This window comes from Methylobacterium sp. 2A (assembly GCF_009806555.1).
Lineage (GTDB): Bacteria > Pseudomonadota > Alphaproteobacteria > Rhizobiales > Beijerinckiaceae > Methylobacterium.
Genome location: NZ_VUOK01000061.1, coordinates 77,785 through 96,401, shown reverse-complemented (window position 1 = coordinate 96,401; position 18,617 = coordinate 77,785). Strand labels below are relative to the sequence as shown.

18 protein-coding genes are annotated in these 18,617 nt (G+C 71.1%); 4 read left to right on the top strand and 14 right to left on the bottom strand.

Annotated features, from left to right (window positions below; genetic code table 11):
• Positions 1-15: 15 nt before the first annotated feature.
• The 8 genes from FVE89_RS28230 to FVE89_RS28200 form a co-directional block, all read right to left on the bottom strand.
• Positions 16-1,962, bottom strand: a complete 1,947-nt coding sequence (locus tag FVE89_RS28230; protein ID WP_161393474.1) for an SDR family NAD(P)-dependent oxidoreductase — start codon at positions 1,960-1,962, stop codon at positions 16-18.
• A gap of 101 nt (positions 1,963-2,063) precedes the next feature.
• Positions 2,064-2,222 carry a hypothetical protein gene (locus tag FVE89_RS30725; protein WP_202131143.1) on the bottom strand — a complete coding sequence of 53 codons (159 nt, stop codon included), beginning with the start codon at positions 2,220-2,222 and terminating at the stop codon, positions 2,064-2,066.
• A 106-nt stretch (positions 2,223-2,328) separates the two neighbouring features.
• Positions 2,329-3,180, bottom strand: coding sequence for a DUF1206 domain-containing protein (locus FVE89_RS28225; RefSeq protein WP_161393473.1), 852 nt, complete (start codon positions 3,178-3,180; stop codon positions 2,329-2,331).
• Positions 3,181-3,268: 88 nt separating this feature from the next.
• A complete protein-coding gene (locus tag FVE89_RS28220) occupies positions 3,269-3,610 on the bottom strand; it encodes a hypothetical protein (protein ID WP_161393472.1) in 342 nt (113 codons plus the stop codon).
• Positions 3,611-3,666: 56 nt separating this feature from the next.
• Positions 3,667-4,230, bottom strand: a complete 564-nt coding sequence (locus tag FVE89_RS28215; protein ID WP_161393471.1) for a Uma2 family endonuclease — start codon at positions 4,228-4,230, stop codon at positions 3,667-3,669.
• 60 nt (positions 4,231-4,290) lie between these two features.
• The gene (locus FVE89_RS28210) at positions 4,291-4,851 is read right to left on the bottom strand and encodes a Uma2 family endonuclease (RefSeq protein ID WP_161393470.1); all 561 of its coding nucleotides are present in this window, start codon (positions 4,849-4,851) and stop codon (positions 4,291-4,293) included.
• A gap of 57 nt (positions 4,852-4,908) precedes the next feature.
• On the bottom strand, positions 4,909-6,096 hold the full coding sequence (locus tag FVE89_RS28205) for a M23 family metallopeptidase (RefSeq protein WP_161393469.1): 1,188 nt from the start codon (positions 6,094-6,096) through the stop codon (positions 4,909-4,911).
• A gap of 85 nt (positions 6,097-6,181) precedes the next feature.
• Complete coding sequence (locus FVE89_RS28200) at positions 6,182-6,649, bottom strand: peroxiredoxin (protein ID WP_161393468.1); 468 nt, start codon at positions 6,647-6,649, stop codon at positions 6,182-6,184.
• Between the two features lie 250 nt (positions 6,650-6,899).
• On the opposite strand from FVE89_RS28200, the gene FVE89_RS28195 reads away from it, so the two are divergent.
• Positions 6,900-10,277, top strand: coding sequence for a DUF3971 domain-containing protein (locus FVE89_RS28195; protein WP_161393467.1), 3,378 nt, complete (start codon positions 6,900-6,902; stop codon positions 10,275-10,277).
• Between the two features lie 462 nt (positions 10,278-10,739).
• Here the strand turns inward: FVE89_RS28195 and FVE89_RS28190 are convergent, their stop codons facing one another.
• Positions 10,740-12,344 carry a TROVE domain-containing protein gene (locus FVE89_RS28190; protein ID WP_161393466.1) on the bottom strand — a complete coding sequence of 535 codons (1,605 nt, stop codon included), beginning with the start codon at positions 12,342-12,344 and terminating at the stop codon, positions 10,740-10,742.
• A 1,211-nt stretch (positions 12,345-13,555) separates the two neighbouring features.
• Between FVE89_RS28190 and FVE89_RS28185 the strand changes: the two genes are divergently transcribed.
• On the top strand, positions 13,556-13,798 hold the full coding sequence (locus tag FVE89_RS28185; RefSeq protein WP_161393465.1) for a helix-turn-helix transcriptional regulator: 243 nt from the start codon (positions 13,556-13,558) through the stop codon (positions 13,796-13,798).
• Positions 13,799-13,909: 111 nt separating this feature from the next.
• On the opposite strand, the gene FVE89_RS28180 is transcribed toward FVE89_RS28185, so the two are convergent.
• On the bottom strand, positions 13,910-14,683 hold the full coding sequence (locus FVE89_RS28180) for a ferredoxin--NADP reductase (protein WP_161393464.1): 774 nt from the start codon (positions 14,681-14,683) through the stop codon (positions 13,910-13,912).
• Between the two features lie 276 nt (positions 14,684-14,959).
• Positions 14,960-15,910 carry a ring-cleaving dioxygenase gene (locus tag FVE89_RS28175; protein WP_161393463.1) on the bottom strand — a complete coding sequence of 317 codons (951 nt, stop codon included), beginning with the start codon at positions 15,908-15,910 and terminating at the stop codon, positions 14,960-14,962.
• Positions 15,911-16,065: 155 nt separating this feature from the next.
• Here FVE89_RS28175 and FVE89_RS31440 point away from each other — a divergent pair, with 155 nt between their 5' ends.
• Both FVE89_RS31440 and FVE89_RS31435 read left to right on the top strand, forming a co-directional pair.
• Positions 16,066-16,296, top strand: a complete 231-nt coding sequence (locus tag FVE89_RS31440; RefSeq protein ID WP_161393462.1) for a type II toxin-antitoxin system RelE/ParE family toxin — start codon at positions 16,066-16,068, stop codon at positions 16,294-16,296.
• Between the two features lie 36 nt (positions 16,297-16,332).
• Positions 16,333-16,653, top strand: coding sequence for a HigA family addiction module antitoxin (locus FVE89_RS31435; protein WP_161393461.1), 321 nt, complete (start codon positions 16,333-16,335; stop codon positions 16,651-16,653).
• An 83-nt stretch (positions 16,654-16,736) separates the two neighbouring features.
• On the opposite strand, the gene FVE89_RS28160 is transcribed toward FVE89_RS31435, so the two are convergent.
• Genes FVE89_RS28160 through FVE89_RS28150 form a run of 3 tightly spaced genes read right to left on the bottom strand, consistent with a single transcriptional unit; the run spans position 16,737 to position 18,594 of the window.
• The gene (locus FVE89_RS28160; protein WP_161393460.1) at positions 16,737-17,030 is read right to left on the bottom strand and encodes a type II toxin-antitoxin system RelE/ParE family toxin; all 294 of its coding nucleotides are present in this window, start codon (positions 17,028-17,030) and stop codon (positions 16,737-16,739) included.
• On the bottom strand, positions 17,027-17,254 hold the full coding sequence (locus FVE89_RS28155; RefSeq protein ID WP_161393459.1) for a hypothetical protein: 228 nt from the start codon (positions 17,252-17,254) through the stop codon (positions 17,027-17,029). The genes FVE89_RS28160 and FVE89_RS28155 overlap by 4 nt, the downstream gene beginning before the upstream one ends.
• 47 nt (positions 17,255-17,301) lie before the next feature.
• Complete coding sequence (locus FVE89_RS28150) at positions 17,302-18,594, bottom strand: pitrilysin family protein (RefSeq protein ID WP_161393458.1); 1,293 nt, start codon at positions 18,592-18,594, stop codon at positions 17,302-17,304.
• Positions 18,595-18,617 lie beyond the last annotated feature (23 nt).

The window sequence follows — 18,617 nt, the reverse complement described above, 5'->3', positions numbered from 1 at the left end:
CCTTTCGAAACCCGGTCACGCGGCCGCCGGCGCGGCGCGTTCCACCGGCCGCGCGTGGCGCTCGCGAAAATGCGGCACCGCCGCCTCGAACACCGCCTCCGCGGCCGCCCGGTCGTCGGCCGCCACCGCGGCGCGCAACTCGGCCACCCAGGCATCGAGCCGCGCCCGGTCGGCGAAGATCGGGCGCGCCGCCATCACGCCGTCGATCCCGGCGAGCGCGACGCGCGGCTCCTCCCGGGCGAACAGGATCTCGTTCAGCCGCTCGCCGGGCCGCGCGCCGGTGAAGGCGATCTCGATCTCCGTCCCGGGCTCGAAGCCGGCCAGCCGGATCATCCGCTCGGCGAGGTCGGCGATCCGCACCGGCTGGCCCATCTTGAGCACGTAGACCGCGGCGCGCTCGGAATCCGGCGCGGTGCGGGCCTCGCCATCGGCGTGGGAGGCCGCCGTCAGGACGAGGTCGCAGGCCTCGCGCACGGTCATGAAGTAGCGGACCATCTCGGGATCGGTCACCGTCACCGGTCCGCCCCGGGCGATCTGCGCCTTGAACACCGGCACCACCGAGCCGGCCGAGCCCAGGACGTTGCCGAACCGGACGGCGATCAGCCGGGTGGGGTGACCCGGACGGGCGGATTGCTCGGCATCCAGCGCCTGCGCGACCATCTCGGCGAAACGCTTGGTGACGCCGAGCTGCGAGACCGGTTCGATCGCCTTGTCGGTGGAGATCATCACCAGCGCCCGGGCGCTGGCCGCCACCGCGGCCTCGGCGACGTTGATCGAGCCGAACACGTTGGTCTTGATGCCCTCCTGCCAGTCCCGCTCCAGGTAGGGCACCTGCTTCAGCGCGGCGGCGTGGAGCACGTAATCCGGCCGGAACTCCGCGATCACCTGATGCGTGCGCGCCCGGTCGCGGATATCGGCCAGAACACCGGTCACCTCGGCCTCCGCGGCCAGGATCGCCGGGTGCGTGAGGATGCCGTGCAGAGCCGGCTCCGAGGCGTCGAGCACCAGCACGGCGGCGGCCCCGAATGCCACGGCGCGCAGGCAGATCTCGGAGCCGATCGAGCCGCCGCCGCCCGTCACCACCACCCGGCGGCCGGTGAGGAACGCCTCCAGGCGCGCCCGGTCGATGGGCACGGTCGGGCGCAGGAGCAGATCCTCGATCTCCAGCGGCGCCAGTTCCGGCCCCTGCGCACCCTCGCCGAGGCTGGCCACCCGGGCGAGCGGCAGGCCGAGCCGGCGGGCGCGGGCGATCAGGTCGTCGGGCGAAGCCTCCGGCACGAGGGCGCTCGGCGTCGCCACGAGGCGCCGCACCGGCTCCCCCCGGGACGCGAGCTCGGCCACCACCCGTTCCAGATCGGGGAAGCCGCCGAGCACCGGCACCCCGCGCATGAACTGGCCGCGCTCGTCCGCCCGCGGCGAGAGGATGCCCCGGGGCGCGAGCTTCTTCACCGAGCCCGCCTCGATCGCCCGGATCAGCACGTCGATATCGGCCCCGCGCCCGAGGAGCAGTGTCGGCACGGTGGCGGCCCGGGCGCTCGATTGCCGGGAGCGCGTGTCCTTGAGGTAGCGGAACGCGAGCCGCGCGCCGCCGAGGAAGAAGATCTGCAGGACCCAGTAGAGCAGGATCGCGATCTTGCCGAAGAAGTAGAACCCGTAGAGGTCGGCCGAGACCAGGACCCAGTCGGTCACCAGCAGGGCGAGCGCCAGCACGCTCGCCGCCCGGACGATGCCGGCCAGATCCTGCAGGGAGGCGAAGCGCCACTTGGTCCGGTAGAGCCGGAAGCGCCCGTAGACGAGGCCCGCGAAGACCAGGAACGGCGGCAGCAGCAGGGGCAGGGCATGCAGGCGCTCGTCCAGCATCCCGCCCTGGAATCGGAACAGGAAGGTGAGCACCACGGCGGCGGCGGTCGCCGCGAGGTCGTGGGCCACCATCACCGCGGTCTTGTAGTGGCGCTGCTGCATCGGGGGCCGGATGGGGTGCCGCGGGGTATCCGCCGCGGCACCGCTCCTGTCAACGCACCGCGGCCGGAGCGCGCCAGAGGGACGCGCGGCGGGCTGCCGGTCTACTTGACGAGCGCGCCGGAGAAGCCGGTCTTGAAATTCTTCTGGTAAACCCGGCCCTTGACCGGATCGAGCTTGTCGACGAGCAGCAACCGGACGCGCTCGTTGAAGTCTTCGGTGGTCACGGTCTGTGCCCGACCGGTGATCAGGGTTCTGGCCATCATCGCCTCCGCATCGTCGCCCAGGGCACAGGATTGCGCGGAGGGTTGTCTGGACTTGGGGTGGGAGCGGGCGATTGCAATCGCAACGGGTGACAGACGGCCGGCGTCAGGTCAAAGCCCGGGCTGCGGCGCCGGCCGCATCGTCGACCCGGTCGATGTCCGGGGCCACGATGTGCCGGTAACGGGCCTGGATCAGCCCGAAGGCCCCGAAGGCGGCGTGGCCCGCGGCCACGAGCCCGAGCAGGATCGCGCCGTAGGGCTGGGCGCGCAGCAGCGCGAAGGCCTCGCCCAGCCCCTTGGCGTCGGACGAGCGCTGATGCCACGCCGCCGCGACGAGGAAGCCGCCGATGATCAGGAAGGCCAGGCCCCGCGCCGCGTAGCCGAAGCGGCCGATCGGGCCGGCCCAGCGCGCGCGGGCCTGGGCGTCGAGGGCGAGCCGGTCGGTGACGTCCCCGCGCCACGCCTTGCCGAGGAAGCCGAATCCGCCGCCGACCACCGCGAGGCCGGCGAGCGCCACCAGCCAGCGGCCGAAGGGCCTGGCGAGCAGCCACGCGGTCCCGTCATGCATGCCGTCGCCGCCGCTCGTGCCGAGCCCGAGGCTCAGGGAGGCCGCACTGGCGGCAAGGCCGAGATAGAGCGCGGCGCTGATGAGATGCGCGCCGCGCACCGCCAGGCCCTTGATCCCCGTGCCCCGCCGATCGGCATCCGTGACGGCCTCGACGAGGCGCCAGAGCGCGAAACCGGCGAGCCCCAGGGCGATCAGGCCGACAAGTGCCGCGCCGAAGGGTCCGGCCAGCACGGCGCGGAGCGCATCCTTGCTGTCGCCGGCCCGACCGCCATGCCCGAGCGCCGCCAGCAGGGCGAGGCCGCCGACCACGAGATAGACCACGCCGCGGGCGCCGTAGCCGAAGCGGGCGACGCGCTCGATCGTGTTGCGGCCGCCGGGGAGGGTGCTCATGCCGGGATCCGGGATGCGGTGAAGCGGAACCGGTCAACGCCCGGCGCCGCACGCCCGATCCGTTGCCGGCGCAGGGACCCGCGCCGCCCTACATCGGCGTCCGCTCGGCCCGCCCGGCCAGCGCCACGTAGAAGCCGAGCCCGTCCTGGGCCGGCAGGGTCTGCAGGCGCTCGATCAGGCCGCGGCGCTTCGCGTCGAGGAGCAGCCGCCCGGCCGGCTGGAACAGGGTCTCGCCGCCGCCCTCCGGGGGCGGATCCAGCCGGATCGCCACGGTCTTGCCCTTGGCGAAGCGGCTGCGCTCCAGCATGTCCTTCAGGGAAGCCTCGGCGGTCGCCCGGTTGGTGCCGCGCAGGTCGAGCACCGATTCCGCGTCCGTCACACCGAGGGAGCCGCGCAGCTTGGCCGCGTAGAAATCTTCGAAATGGGGCAAGTCGGTGCCTTGGTGCTCTGCCGGGCCGGGGAACCGGCCCTTGAGTCGGGTGCGGCTCAGGAGGTGAGCCCGCGATAGATGTCGCGCACCGGCACGGCGCCATCAAGCTCCGGCAACGCTACGGTGCCATCGAGCCCGAGCGCCGTGACGCCCCAATCCCCGCCCGCCCGCCGCCAGACCTCGACCCGGGCCTCGTCGGAATAGACGATCAGCAGGACTTTGAGGCTCGGCACCGTCCGGTAGAAGTCGATCTTGCGTCCCCGGTCCACGTTCATCGTCGAGGGCGACAGCACCTCGCCGACGAGGAGCGGATCCGCCGCGTAGCCGTCCGGCAGGGGCGGGCCGCAGCGCACCACCACGTCGGGGATCGGCGCGAAATCGTCCAGCGCGTCGCTGAGAATCGCCAGACCCGGCATGGCCCGGCAGCCCCGCGGCTCCGCCAGCGCATCGAGGCGTCCCGCGAGGTTCATGACAATGCGCTGATGCCGCTCCCCCGGGGGCGCCCTGAGCACGGGTTCGCCGTCGAGCAATTCCCAGCGCTCGTGCTGCGGGCGGGCCTCCACCCACAGCCGGAACGCGGATACGTCCATCCCCGAATCGCGCTTCACGGCCAGAGTCATCGCCGACCTCCGATCCGGTTCGAGATTAGCATCGGCGCGGCGGCCCGCACCAGCGCCGGTTCAAAAGGTCACGCGGTCGTAGATCTCGGCCACCGGCAGGGTGCCGCCCAGCTCCGGCAGATCCACGACATCCTCCGGTCCAACCACCCGCATGGTCCAGTCGGCATCGCGGCGCCAGATCTCGATCCGGGCCTCGTTCTGGTAGACGATCAGCAGGGACTGCAGACTCGGCACGGTGGCGTAGAAGGCGAGCTTGCGCCCCCGATCGTTGGTCATGGTGCCGGGCGAGAGCACCTCGACGATCACCAGGGGGTCGTCGACGAAGCCGGTCGGCGGCATCGGCCCGCAATGGACCACGACATCCGGGTAGGGCGCGTAATCGTCCATGGCCGCGCTGAGGATCGCCAGACCCGGATAGGCGCCGCAGCCGCGTTCCCGGGCGAGCGCGTCGAGTCGCTGGGCGATGTTGAGCACGATGCGCTGGTGCCGGGCGCTCGGGGGCGCCATCAGCACCGGCTCGCCGTCGAGCAGTTCCCAGCGCTCCTCGTCCGGGCGGGGCTCCACCCAGTGCCTGTATGCGGCGACGTTCATGCGCGCGTCGCGCTTCACAGCCAGTGCCATGGCGGCCTCCGATCGCGACTCGGAGGTTAGCACGGGGCGGCCCGCGCGACGACGGAGTCAGTCGGCGTCATGCTGCGCGCGCGTCGCGCCGGCGGCCAGGAAGCGCTGCGGATCGACCGGCACGCCGTCGATGCGGGTCTCGTAGTGCAGGTGCGCCCCGGTGGAGCGCCCGGTCGAACCGACGGAACCGACCGTGTCGCCGGCGGCGACGCGCTGCCCGGGATAGACCGCGATGCGGGCGAGATGGCCGAACCGGGTGGTCAGGCCGTGGCCGTGGTCGATCTCCACCATGTTGCCGTAGCCGCCCGCAGCCTCCGCGGCGATCACCCGGCCGGGGGCGGTGGCGCGGGCGGGTTCGCCGTATTCCGCCTTGAGGTCGAGCCCGGTATGGAGCGCGAGGCCGCGCGTGAACGGGTCGAGCCGGCTTCCGAACGGGCTCGACACGATCGCCTCGCCCCGGATCGGTCGGCCCAGGGGCAGCCCGGCGGTGGTCCGGCGCAGGCGCTCGCCGTCCGCCAGGGCCCGGCGCGCCAGCGCGAGGCTCGCCTCGAAGCCGGCGCCGTCCAGGACGCGGCTGTCGAGGGGGACCAGCGGGCCGCCGACACCCGCTTCCGGCGCGTCGAACCGCCCGGGATCGAGCCCGGTCCGGAGGATCAGGCCGCGCAGCCGCCGGATCTCGTCACCGGCCCGCGCGGCCAGGCCGGCGAGGCGCGCGCCCTGCGCCGCCTGCAGGCCCTCAAGGCGAGCCTCCAGCCGGATCAGCCCGGTCTCGACGTCGAGGGCGCTCCGGCGCGGCAGGGCGCGGGCGGGCTCGGCCCCGTCGCCGGAGCGCAGGTCCAGCTCATCGTCGACCGGCGCGGAGCCTATACCGGGGCGCCGCGCCAGCGCGCCGGTGGCGACCGGGTCGGGGGCCGTTTGCCGCGCGACCTCGGCCAGGGACGCGGTGCGGCGCTCCAGCTCGGCCTGCCGCGCCAGCGCCGCCGCGACGCGGTCCGCCAACCCGGTCTCGGTGCCGGCTTGGTCGCGCCGGTCGCGGTCGAGGCGGTCGCGCAGCTCCGCGAGCTGCGCCTCGTAGGCGTCGCGCAGTGCCGCCTGCCGGGCCACGAAACCGGCCAGCACCTCGTCGTGGAAGACGATGAGGTAGGTCGCGCCCAGCGCCCAGAGCAGCGCGAGCGCGAGGGCCGCCGCCAGCCACGGCGTAGCCCGGAGCGACGGAAGGCGCGAAGAGATCTTCGAACGATGCATCGGGACGGCCCCGCGAGAGCCGTCATTCAAGACTGGGTAAGGTTAAGGATCCGTCGAGAGCTGTATCGGCGCGGCTCGTCTTGCCTCAAGGAAGCGCCTGCGCGGCCGCCAGCACCGCCTCGGCATGGCCCGGCACCTTCACCTTCGGCCAGATCTTCGCGATCCGCCCCTCGCGGTCGACCAGCACGGTGGTGCGCTCGACGCCCATGTATGTGCGCCCGTACATGCTCTTCTCGACCCAGACGCCGTAGGCTTCGAGCACGCCCTTGTCCTCGTCGGAGGCGAGCGGGAAGGCGAGGCCGTACTTGCCGCAGAACTTGTCGTGGCTCTTCACCGGGTCCGGCGAAAGCCCGATCACCTTGGCGTCGGCCGCCGCGAAGTCCGGCAGCAGGCGGTTGAAGTCCTGCGCCTCCAGGGTGCAGCCGCTCGTGTCGTCCTTCGGGTAGAAGTAGAGCACGACTTTGTGACCCTTGAGCGCGGACAGCGCGATCCGGCCTCCCGCAGAGGCGGGCAGGTCGAAATTCGGGGCCGGATCACCCTCTGACAGCGGCATCGTGCCTTCCTTTCGGCCGAATGATGATGTGCAACCGATCCCGTGCCCGGCACCACGCTAGCGCCGCGCACGCCCGAGCCAAAACCGGAGTCGCGGCCGCTGTAAAGCGCGGGCGCGCTTCGATCCACCGGCCGCAGCGCCTGCGGGCTCTGCGGACAGAGTCCCCGGAACAAGGGTCCCGATGGCGGACGAGACGACGTCGGCATGCAGGCCCCGGGGGAGGGCACGGCGCGTAGGCGGGTTCTGCCTCGTGAGCGCGCTCGCCCTGGTGCTGGTCCTCGGCGCCGGGATCGGCCTCGTGGCCCTGCGCCTGTCGAGCGGGCCGCTGCAGATCGACGGCCTGTCGCGCCGCGTCGCCGCCGCGGTGGCCGAGCGGATCGGTCCGGGCTGGAGCATCGGCATACGCGGCAGCAGCCTCGAACTCGACCGCGAGAATGCGCTGAGCCTGCGCTTCTCCGGCCTCGACATCCGCAATCCGCAGGGCGACCTCGTGGTGCGCGCGCCCCTCGCGCTCGTCAGCCTCGATGTCTGGGGCCTCCTGCGGCTCAACCTGCAGCCGCGCTCCATCGAGTTCCGCGAGACGCAGACCACCGCGCTGCTGCACCGGGACGGCTCCATCGCCTTCGCGGCCTCGGAGGCCAACCATCCGGTCGACATCCAGCCGCACACGCCGCCGAGCGTGGATGCGGTGCGCGGCAGCGTGTCGCCGCTCTCGGCCGCCCTCGCGTCGATCTTCGGCGTCGTGCTCGATTCGAGCGGGGTGGTCGGCGCCCTCGACCGGGCCCGGATCACCGATGCGCGCCTGCGGCTGATCGACGAGGACGGCCACGAGCGCGCGGTCTTCGCCCGGGTCAACGGCCTGTTCGGCCGCGATCCGGTGACCGGGACACGCAACTTCGAGCTGCGGCTCGACGGGCCGCACGGCGAGTGGCGGTTCGGCGGCGCCCTGCGCGACGGCGGCGAGGGGCAGATGCGCTCAGGGATCATCACCCTCGACGACCTGCCGGTGACCGACCTGCTGCTGCTCTCGGGCCAGTCGGGCCTGCCGCTGACCACCGACCTCAAGGTCTCGGCGCGCGCCGACGTGAGCCTTGCGGCCGGGCGCATCCAGGCGATGACCGCCAAGGTCCATACCGGCGACGGGACCTTTCTGATCGAGGAGAAGGACTTCAACCCCGTCACGGTCGAGAGCCTCGACGCGAATCTGGACTGGGACGAGGCCGGCCGCGTCATGGCGCTGACCGGCCTGGATTATCGCGGCGCCGGCAACGCCGTGCACCTCACCGGCGCGTGGACGGGCAGCCCGGCGGACGCCGCCACGACCTGGACGGCGCGGCTGACGAGCCGGGACGCGACCCTGCGCGGGGCGACGCCGAAGGATGCCCCGGTGAAGATCGACGCGCTCGACGCGCAGCTCTCCGGACGCGACGGCGGCATCGCCATCGACGCGCTCACCCTCTCGGCCCCGGGCGTGACCGGGACGATCACCGGGACGATCGGCACCACGGCGGACGAGGGCGGCCTCAACCTCCACATCGTCGGCCATGACGGCGAGGTCCGGACGGGCCTGCGCCTCTGGCCGGAGCACATCGCGCCGCCGGCCCGGACCTATCTGGTGGACCAGCTGCGGCGCGGCCGGGTCGATTCCGTCGACATCCGGGTGAAGATGTCCGGGACCGTGCTGGCGGCCGCGACCCGGGGCGAGCCGGCACCGGACGACGCGGTCCATATCGACTTCCACGTCTCGGACGCGGCGATCGACGTCACCGCCGACGCGCCGCCCGTGACCAAGGGCAACGTCGTCGGGACCATCACCGGGCGCTCGACCACGATCCGCAACGTGACCGCCGAGGTCCACGGGCCGGACGGGCGCGGGCTGGCGATCACGGATGGCAGCTTCGTCATCCCGCAGATCACCCCGGACCGGGTGGTGGCGCAGATCGGCATGCGCCTCTCCGGGGGCGCCGACGGCATGGCCTCGGTGCTTCAGGCGAAGCTGTTCAAGAGCGTGATGAGCGTCGATCTCGACCCCGCCACGATCAAGGGCAGCGCCGATCTGCGGGTCGATTTCCCCCTCGATCTCAAGCACATTCCCGACCTGCCGGACCTGCCGGTGACCCTGACCGGCACGCTCAATGACCTCGCGGTCGACAAGGTGATGGGCAAGGACCGGCTGGAGGCGGGCCGCTTCTCCCTGGCGTATGATCGCGGCGCCTTCACCCTGAAGGGCGACGGCCGGGTCGCGGGCGCCCCGGTCTCGGTGGACCTGCGCCAGCCGAAGGTCGGCCAGCCGGGCGAGGCGGTGGTCACCCTCGCCCTTGACGACGCGGTGCGGGGCCGCAAGGGCCTGCCGACCGCGCCGCTGCTCAGCGGGACGATCCCGGTCCGCGCGGTGGTGCCGATCGGACGGCCCGGGCCCGGCAAGCCGCCGATCAAGGTCGAGGCCGATCTCGCCAAGGTCGGGATCGACGGGCTGCTTCCGGGGCTGACGAAGCCCTCCGGCAAGCCGGGACGGCTGACCTTCACCCTGGTGGATAGCGGCCAGGGCCTCGAACTGCGCGACCTCGCCCTCGACGCGGCGCCCGCGACCGCCCGCGGCACCGTCGCGATCACGCCCGAGGGCGGCCTCGAACGGGCGGAGCTGACGAACGTCAAGCTCTCGCCCGGCGACGACCTGCGGGTCAGCCTCGACCGGACCGGCAGCGGCTACAAGGTCGTGGTCCGGGGCGCGGTGGTGGATGCGCGTCCGTTCCTGAAGTCCCTCGGCGGACCGGACGGGAAGGGCGGCCGGGACGCGAAGGAGGCGAGCCCGAAGGACATCGACGCCGACATCCAGGTTCCGATCGTCACGGGCTTCAACGACGAGGCGCTGACCGGTGCCAATCTGCGGCTGTCGCTGCACGGCAAGACCCTGCGGGCCGCCACCATCAATGGGCGCTTCCGCGCGGCGCCCTTCGCCGCCAGCGTCACCCGGGGCGAGCGCGGCGTGCCGACGCTCGCGGTGGATTCGGCCGATGCCGGCGCGACCCTGCGCTTCGTCGACATCTACCGGCGGATGCATGGCGGGCGGCTCAATGCCGGGATCGGGCTCAACGACGGCCCGCAGGCGGGCGTCGTGCAGATCCGGGACTTCACCCTGCGCAACGAGCCGGCCCTGTCGAGCATCATGGCGCAGGGGCCGGAACCGGCCGACACCGACGCCGCCCGCGGCCGCCGGATCGCCCCGGGCCGGGCGGCGGGCGACGTCACCTTCGACCGGATGCGCGCCAACTTCGTGCGCACGGGCAGCCGGGTCGATTTCAGCGACGCGGCGATCTCGAACGCCGCCATGGGCTTCACCCTGTCGGGCTGGCTCGACACCGGCCGCGAGCGCACCGACATGACCGGCACCTTCGTGCCGCTCTACGGGCTGAACAACGTGGCCTCGCAGCTGCCCCTGCTCGGGCCCCTGCTGGGCGGCGGCCACAACGAGGGGCTGTTCGCGGTCAATTTCCGCGTGGCCGGCAAGCTCGGTTCGCCGGACGTGAGCGTGAACCCGCTCTCGGCCATCGCCCCGGGCTTCCTGCGCAGGCTGTTCAGCGCCGGGGGCGGCCCGTTCGCCGACGGGATGCCGGCGCTGCCGCAATAGAGTCTGATTTCGAAAGGGCGAGCCCCAGCCCTTTTAAGGTGTTTGCGGAAGCAACGAGACAGGGGCCAAGCGCACTCTCCTCCCCCTTGTGGGGAGGAGTTGGAGGTGGGGGTGGTGCAGACGGCACCGCTGCGCCTCATCCTGCACCACCCCCACCCCTGGCCCCTCCCCACAAGGGGGAGGGGAAAAGGCGGTGCTCTTTCAGGATGTTAGAGCCACGACTTGCGAGTTTCGCAGCTAGCCCAAACACCTTAAAAGGGCTGGGGCGAGCCCTTTCGCGGGTGCAGGGCAGAGCCCTGCTGTCGAGCTTCGCTCAATGTCGGGCTTCGCCCTGACGACCCACCGAAGGGCGTTGCCCTTCGGAAACCCGTGACACGCCCATCGCGCGCTGACAGGTCGGATCCGAGGGCTGCCCCCTCAGGTCAGGGGGCGGGCAGCCCGAAAGAGCCGCCCGCCCCTGTCTCAGCCGCGGATGAAATCCGCGATCACGGCCGGCGCCGCCGCGTCGAAGCCGACCACGTCGAGCATGCCGGGATCGTCCGGGTCGGCGATGCTGAAGCCGTTGGAGACTAGCCCCACGACCACCAGCTTCGCCGGGATCCCGGTCTTCTGCCGGTACGCCCGCAGCGCCTGGACCGGGTGGACCGGCCCCGCCCAGGTCTCCGAGTCCGTGTAGACCACGAACGCGTCGGCCTTGACGCCCCGCTCCAGCGCCCAGCGCATCGGCAGGGAGCAGTCGGTGGCGCCGAACGGCAGGTCGGCGGTCGCCTGCACCGCCTGATCGAGCCGCATCGACGGCCCGATCGTCAGCGGCGTCAGCGCGCTCCCCTGGTTCCAGGCCCGGCCGGACTCGGCCGTGAAGCCGAGCACCTGCCAGCGCTCCTCGGTCGCCGCGGTGACGAGCGCCATCGCGGCGGCGGCCTCCCGAGCCGTGAGCGTCGAGCCCGCGACCCAGCTGCCGCCCATCGAGCCCGACACGTCCAGCGCCAGGACGAGGCGCTTGCCCGTCGGCTCGACCGCGCTGAACGCCGTGTAGAACGCGGCGTTCAGCGCCTCGACGATCGCCCCGACCGGCTCCCAGGCGAGCTTGCCCCGCTGACCCCGCCCGGAGGCGTAGGTCTTGAGGGCCAGCAGCAGCGCCATCGGGTGGAGGCGCGCCCGGAGGATGCGCCCCCGGTCCGACAGCACCGCCCGGACACGCTCAGTGCCCTCCGAGAAGGGCGCGAGCGCCCCCGCGGCGGTCAGGCGGCCGAGCTGGCGCACGAGGGCACCGACCGGCATGCGCGCGATCAGGGCCTCGTTCACCGCGCGGTTCCCCATCAGCCCGGTCGGCAGCGCCTCCCAGGGCAGACCGTGGGTCCGCACCAGCGCGGCCGCCACCGCCCCGTTGACGCCCTGCGCCTGCACCTGCGCGAAGGCGTGGACGATCTCGGGAACGGCCTCGGTCACGGTGCCGCGGCAGATCCAGTCGAACAGCGCCTTCCGGGCCGGTTCATCCGTCTCCGGATGGGCCAGCCGCAGGAGGTCGCGGTGCGACCAGCCCTGGCGGGTCCGGTACTTCACCGCCTGGAACGCCAGGGCCTCCACCGGCTTGGCGCAGTACCAGTCACCGACCGCCCGGCGTAGGCCTCGGCCCCAGCCGCGCATCGCCTCGACGGCGTCGGCGAACTGGAACAGGTGCGTGCCGGTCCGGCAGACCCGCGGCAGGGCCGCGAGTGCCGCCCGGCGCGTCGCCAAATCCGCCGACGCGGCGGCCAGCGCCAGGGCGAAGATCGCCGGATCCTGCTTCGGAGCCCGCCCGCCCTCGCTCACTGCCACGATCGTGGCGACCGCCCGGGCGCCGTCCTGCCCGATGCAGCGCTGCACCGCGACCGCGTTCTCGACGGTCAGCGCGCGCGGGCTCGCGTAGTACGAACCGCCCTCGGAGCCGAGTACGAGGAACCGGTCGAGGCGGGTCCAGTCGCTGACCGCGAAGGCATGGCCTCCGGCGGAATTCGGCACGGTGCCGGGGATCGGCTCCGCCTGCGGGGTGGCGCGGAGCCGGAACATCTGTGCAAACTTCATCATCGCGGGCTCCTCTCGTTCTCTCCTCTCTCCAGCGCGGCCGTTCGCCGGCCGGTGGCTCGTGACGGCGCGCGGGATCGGGCGGGCACGAAGGCGAGCGCCCCCGTGCTCCGCCGCGTCCAGGGCGGCCGAGATTCGGTCTTGTCAGGGACGGCCGGCGGGCGGCCGTGCGGTCATGGGTTTGGAACGGGGTACGCTCTCCCGGCTCGCGCCGACCGAGCGGCAGGCCTCACGGCCCGCGGGATTCGAACCCAAGTTTCCAGATAACCCGTTCCTGTCGGCCCGCACGGCCGTGTCCCGCCGGTTGATCCGATCGCGTACCCGGCACGGGCATGGTGGCGGCGAAGGGTTTGACCGATGCTCTGCTTGAGCTACGGGCCTCACGGCCCGGCGGGATTTGCACCCGCACCCCTCGGATCATCGATAACCTTCGCCGTCCGGCCCGTGTCCGGGCGATGCGGTCGTGGTGTGAGGAACGGTGTTCGGTGCTCTACCCGCTGAGCTACAGGTCTCACGACCCGGCGGAATTCGAACCCGCGACCGCCGCCTTATCGAGGTAACCGTTCCTCTCCGGCCCGCATCGCCCGGATTGTCTGCACACGATCGCGGGCGATGGCCCCCGCGGGCATGATGTCGGAGACGGAATTCTGAGCTTCAGAACCTCGCGGCTCTGGCGGAGATCGAAACCGCAACCTCCACGGGACAAGCCCGTGGCGCTCTGACCGTTAACCGTCCCCTGCCGGCCCGCAGGGTTCTCGCGCTGATTGGATCGTGCGGCAGCGACTCGGCGCGCCGCCCCAGGACGAGCCTCAGCCTCTCGGGCTGATGCGTCCGAGATATGGCCTCAATGGCCGCATCAGCCCGGGACGGGCGAACGCCGCGACGCCAATGCCGTCGTGCTGTTTCATGCCATGCTCCGTCCAAACGGGGCTTCGGATGACGCGGGCTTGTCGATGACGACTCGGGAAGGTTCGGTACAAGGATAACCGAGCGTCTCCGGCCCGCGCCGGTGAACTTTGACGGTCTGCCGGTCATGAACGATCGAGGTGGACTGGGCATTTCACCCCCGCGGCCTGCCAGCCGCGAACGTCCAGGTTGGTGCGGTAACCTCAGATCACCGGCCCGGCAGGCCGATGGCGCGGTTGATATGGCTGCGCTTCGACTGCGTCAACAGGAAACTTGAAGATTCTTTCAGTTCGGGCGATCCCCTGCGCATGATCACAGCCGCACAGATCCGCGCCGGCCGCGGACTTCTCAAATGGACGCAAGGGGTTCTCGCGAGCCGCGCCGCGGTGTCCGTCGTCACCCTGAACATGATCGAGAGCGAGCAGGTCCAGCCCCGCAACCGGACCCTGGAGGCGATCCGCACGGTTCTCGAAGGGGAGGGGGTCCGCTTCATCGGCGACGCACAGGAGGGGTTCGGGGCGCTGCTGCGGCCACCCGCCAACCGAACCTGAGAAGGGACGCCAGGGCGTCGCCCCGGCACCCCACCAAAGGGCGAACGCCCTTTGGAAACCCGTTTTGAAGCCGCTCTGAACAGGCCGGGCGCGTGCTTCGATCCCAAAAACCTACTTCTCGACGAAGGCCTTCTCGATCACGAAGTGACCGGCCTCGCCGTGGTTGCCCTCCTCGTAGCCGCGGGAGGTCAGAAGCTCCCGGGTGTCGCGGATCATGTCGGGGCTGCCGCAGAGCATGAAGCGGTCGTTCTCGATCGACATCTCCGGCAGGCCGATGTCCGAAAAGAGCTTGCCCGAGACCATCAGGTCGGTGATGCGGCCGCGGTTGCGGAATGGCTCGCGGGTGACAGTCGGGTAGTAGATCAGCTGGTTCGAGATCATCTCGCCCAGGAACTCGTGCTTCGGCAGGGTCTCGGTGATGGTCTCGCCATAGGCGAGTTCCTGCACCTGCCGGCAGCCATGGACCAGCACGACCTTTTCGAACCGGTCGTAGGCCTCCGGATCCTTGATGATCGACAGGAACGGCGCCAGCCCCGTGCCGGTGCCGAGGAGGTAGAGGTTCTTGCCGGGCAGGAGGTTGTCGAGCACCAGCGTGCCGGTGGGCTTCTTGCCGACGATGATCGGGTCGCCGACCTTGAGGTGCTGGAGCTTGGAGGTCAGCGGCCCGTCCTGGACCTTGATCGAGAAGAACTCCAGCTCCTCCTCGTAATTGGCCGAGACCACCGAGTAGGCGCGCAGCAGCGGCTTGCCCTCGACCTCAAGGCCGATCATGGTGAACTCACCGTTGCGGAAGCGGAACGCCGGATCACGGGTGGTGCGGAACGAGAACAGATTGTCGGTCCAATGGTGGACTGACAGGACGCGCTCCTCGTAGAACTTGCTCATCGACGGATCAGTCCTCGAATCCTCTGATGCCCGGTTCGGCAGATCCCCGCCGTCCCGCTGGACGGGGGCGGATCCATGCGAGGCGGCCCGCCGGGATCCGGATGTCAAACATACGCGCGCCGTTTCTTTCGCAGTTGCAGCACGCCCGTCAAGGCGCGCCGGGATCACACCCGCGAAAGAAGTGAACGGCCTGGAATCGTTCGAAGATTTAGCGTCTTCGCGGCACCGGCCGCAGCTGCGCCGTAGACATGGGAGGGTTGCCGCCGGGTGCGGCGCTCAGGCGACCGGTCCAGGCCGGAGCGGCTTCAGGCCCGCCTCGATCTCGGCCCGGCGCGGCTCCAGGAACGGCGGCAGGGCGAGGCGCTCGCCCAGGGTCTCCAGCGGCTCGTCGGCGGTGAAGCCGGGGCCATCCGTGGCGATCTCGAACAGGATGCCGTTCGGCTCGCGGAAATAGAGGCTGCGGAAGTAGTAGCGGTCGACGGGGCCGCTCGTCGGCACCCGGGCGGTCCGGAGCCGGTCGGCCCAGGCTTCGTAATCGGCATCCGGGATGCGGAAGGCGACGTGGTGCACCGCCCCCGCGCCCTGCCGCGCCGGCCCGGAGGGATCGGCCAGGAGCTGGATCTCCGCGGCCGGTCCGCCCGGACCCATGGCGTAGACCTCGACCGGTCCGTCCTGCGTCTGGAACGCCCGGTCCCGGCGCATGCCCAGCACCCCGGTGAGCACGGCGGCGGTGCGCCCCAGATCCGGCACCGCGAGCCGGATCGGTCCGAGGCCGCGGATCTGGTAGGCGGCCGGCACCGGCGAGCCGGCCCAGGGATGCTCCGGCCCGGTGCCGCCATCGTCGACCAGGGCGAGGCGCTGGCCCTCCGGATCCTCGAAATCGAGGGTCAGGCGTCCGTCACGCAGGGTCGGCTCGGCCTCCACGATCCCGGCCTCGCGCAGACGCGCGTGCCACCACGCCACCGCGGCCTCGCCCGGGACGCGCAGATGCGTGCGGGTGATGCTGTTCGAGCCCCGCCGCTCCCGGGGCGCCGGCCAGTCGAAGAAGGTGATGTCGGTGCCGGGGCTCGCCAGCCCGTCCGCGTAGAACAGGTGGTAGGCCGAGACGTCGTCCTGGTTCACCGTCTTCTTGACGAGGCGCAGGCCCAGCGTGCCGGTGTAGAACGCGACGTTCTCCGCCGCGCGGGCGGTCACCGCGGTGAGATGGTGGATGCCGGTGAGCTGCATGGGGGTCCGTGGGTTGGCGGCGATCCGGCTCAGGTGGGGATTGGAGTTCGGGTTGCGAGGGCCATGGCCGGCGTACCCGGACGCACAGCCTGTCTCACGCTTGAAGAGCGTGTATCATTACGCGATACATTTCGAGTCGCGCACGAGCGGCAGCCATGCCGATCCAGAGTTTCGCGGATGAGATGACGGAGGCCGTTTTCCACGGCCGGCATCCAAAAGGCCTACCGATAGCAATCCTTCGGACCGCACGGCGGAAGCTGCGCCAGATCCATGCGGCGGCCTCCCTTCACGATCTCAAAGTGCCGCCGGGCAACAAGCTTCATCCCCTGATCAAAGATCGCCAGGGGCAGCACGCCATCTGGATCAATGACCAGGATTATCACTGACTGGGGCAGCGCCCTACGCCGCAGGGAGACATGTCCATGACCATCGCGTACCAGACCGAAACCGTACTTCCCCCCTTGCATCCCGGCGAGGTGTTGCGGGAGGAGTTCCTGATCCCTCTGGGTCTGTCGGCCGGTGCGGTGGCACGCGCCTGCCACGTCCCGCGGACCCGGATCGAGCGGATTGCCGCCGAGCAGATCGGGATCTCCACCGATACGGCCCTGCGCCTGAGCCGCTATTTCGGGACGAGCGCGGAGTTCTGGCTCAATCTCCAGCGCCAGTTCGAGCTGGAGACGCTGAGCCGCACCCTTGGGCCTGAGATCGAGCGGATCGCCCCTCTGACGAGAGAGGCAGCTTAAGGTTAGCAAAACAGGCTTGCCACGGAGCATCAGACCCCGAAAAGGCTAATGCTCCGACCGAATCGACATTCGGCCGTCAGTCATTATGACTTGTCTACGCCCGATACCGGCTTGCGGGCTGCGTGGCGAAACCGCTGCACCACGATCTCGTCGTCCCCGACGAAATAATCGATGAGGTAGGGATAGGGCGTCAGGAAGAGGCGCCGCACGCCGGGCATCGACGTCCGCGCCCCCACGTACGGATGATCCCGCACGACTGCGATGAGCGCCGTCAGCCGGGCTTCAACGTGAGCCGCGCCTTGCGGGGACTGCGTCGCGATGTGGCTCAGCGCGCGATCGATCTGCTGCAGGGCGCGCCGCTGAACGCGAAACTTCAAAGGCGGTACTTGGACAGGACGGCCTCGACCTCGGCCGTTGGTGCAAAATCCCCGCGCATCCTCTCGGCCTGCGCCTCGACGAGATCAGCGACTTCATCAGCCGTGAGTTCGATCACCGCCTCGTCCCGGCCCGCATAGGCCAGCACGAGGCGAGCAATCTCATCCTGCATCTCGGGCGACAGCGCGCGGGCGGTTTTCATCGCCCGATCCAAGAGGTCGGTCATACCTTCAGTATGCACCGATCGCCGCCCGAGAGAAGCGGCCCTGCCTCTCAGAGCCCGACCGGCCGGCCCGCGGCGACCACCAGCATCTTGCCGTCCGCGAAGGTGCGGGCGGCGGCGCGGCGGATATCGGCCTGCGTCACGGCCGCCACCAGGGCGTTGCGCCGGGCGATGTAGTCCATGCCCAGCTCCTCGAAGGCGATCTGCACCAGCTGGTGGGCGATCTTGGTCGAGGTGTCGAAGCCGAGCGCGTAGGAGCCGGTGAGATAATCCTTGGCCTTCTGCAGCTCGTCGTCGTCCGGCCCATCCGTGATCAGGCGGCCGATCTCGTCGCCGATCACCGAGAGCGCCTCGCCGACGCGCTCGTTCTTGGTGGCGGTGTAGCCCCAGGTCATCGCGGCCGAGCGGTGGCTCACCAGCGAGGTGCCGACCGAGTAGGCGAGGCCGCGCTTCTCGCGGACCTCCTGGAACAGGCGCGACGTGAAGGCGCCGCCGCCCAGGATGTGGTTCAGCACGTAGGCCGGGATGAAGTCCGGATCGCGCCAGGGCACGCCCGCCATGCCGAAGCGGATCACCGATTGCGGCACGTCGAGATCGACCACGATGCGCCGGCCCAGATCCTGCACCTCGGTGCGCGGCACCGCCTTCAGCTCTCCGGCCTCCGGCAGGGCTCCGAAGGCGCGGTTGAGACCCTCGGCGAGTTGCTCGGCGCCGATCGCGCCGACCGCCGCGACCTTCACCCGGCCGCGCCCGATGATGCGGGCATGCATCGCCAGGAGGTCGTCCCGGGTGATCGCCGCGACGCTCTCGACCGTGCCCGAGGAGGGGCGGGCGTAGGGATGGCCGGCGAAGGCCTCCTTGAAGAAGCGGCGGGAGGCGAGCACCCCAGGGTCGTTCTGCTGGTAGCGCAGGCCGGCGATGATCTGAGCCCGGACGCGCTCGATCGCGTCCGGGTCGAGGCGGGGCTTGGCCAAAGCCAGGGCGAGCAGCCCGATCGCCTCGTCGGCGTGCTTGACCAGCATCTTCAGCGAGCCGCCGATCGCGTCCGGCCCGGCATGGAACGAGAGCTCGATCGCCCGGGCGGCCAGCCGCTCCTGGAACAGGTCGGAGGTCAGGTCGCCCGCCCCCTCGTCGAGGAGCCGCGCCAGCATCTGCGCGCAGCCCGACTTACCGGCCGGGTCCTGCGCGGCGCCGCCCTCGAAGGTGAAGGCCAGGGCGATCATCGGCACGACGGGGGATTCGACGTGCCACGCCTCGATGCCGGGGGCGGTGACCACCGGCAGCGCCGTAGTGGGCGAGCTGGCGGGGGTTGCGGTCTCGACCAGGGTCTCGGTCAAGCTCATGGGAACCTCGTGTCTCTATCTCG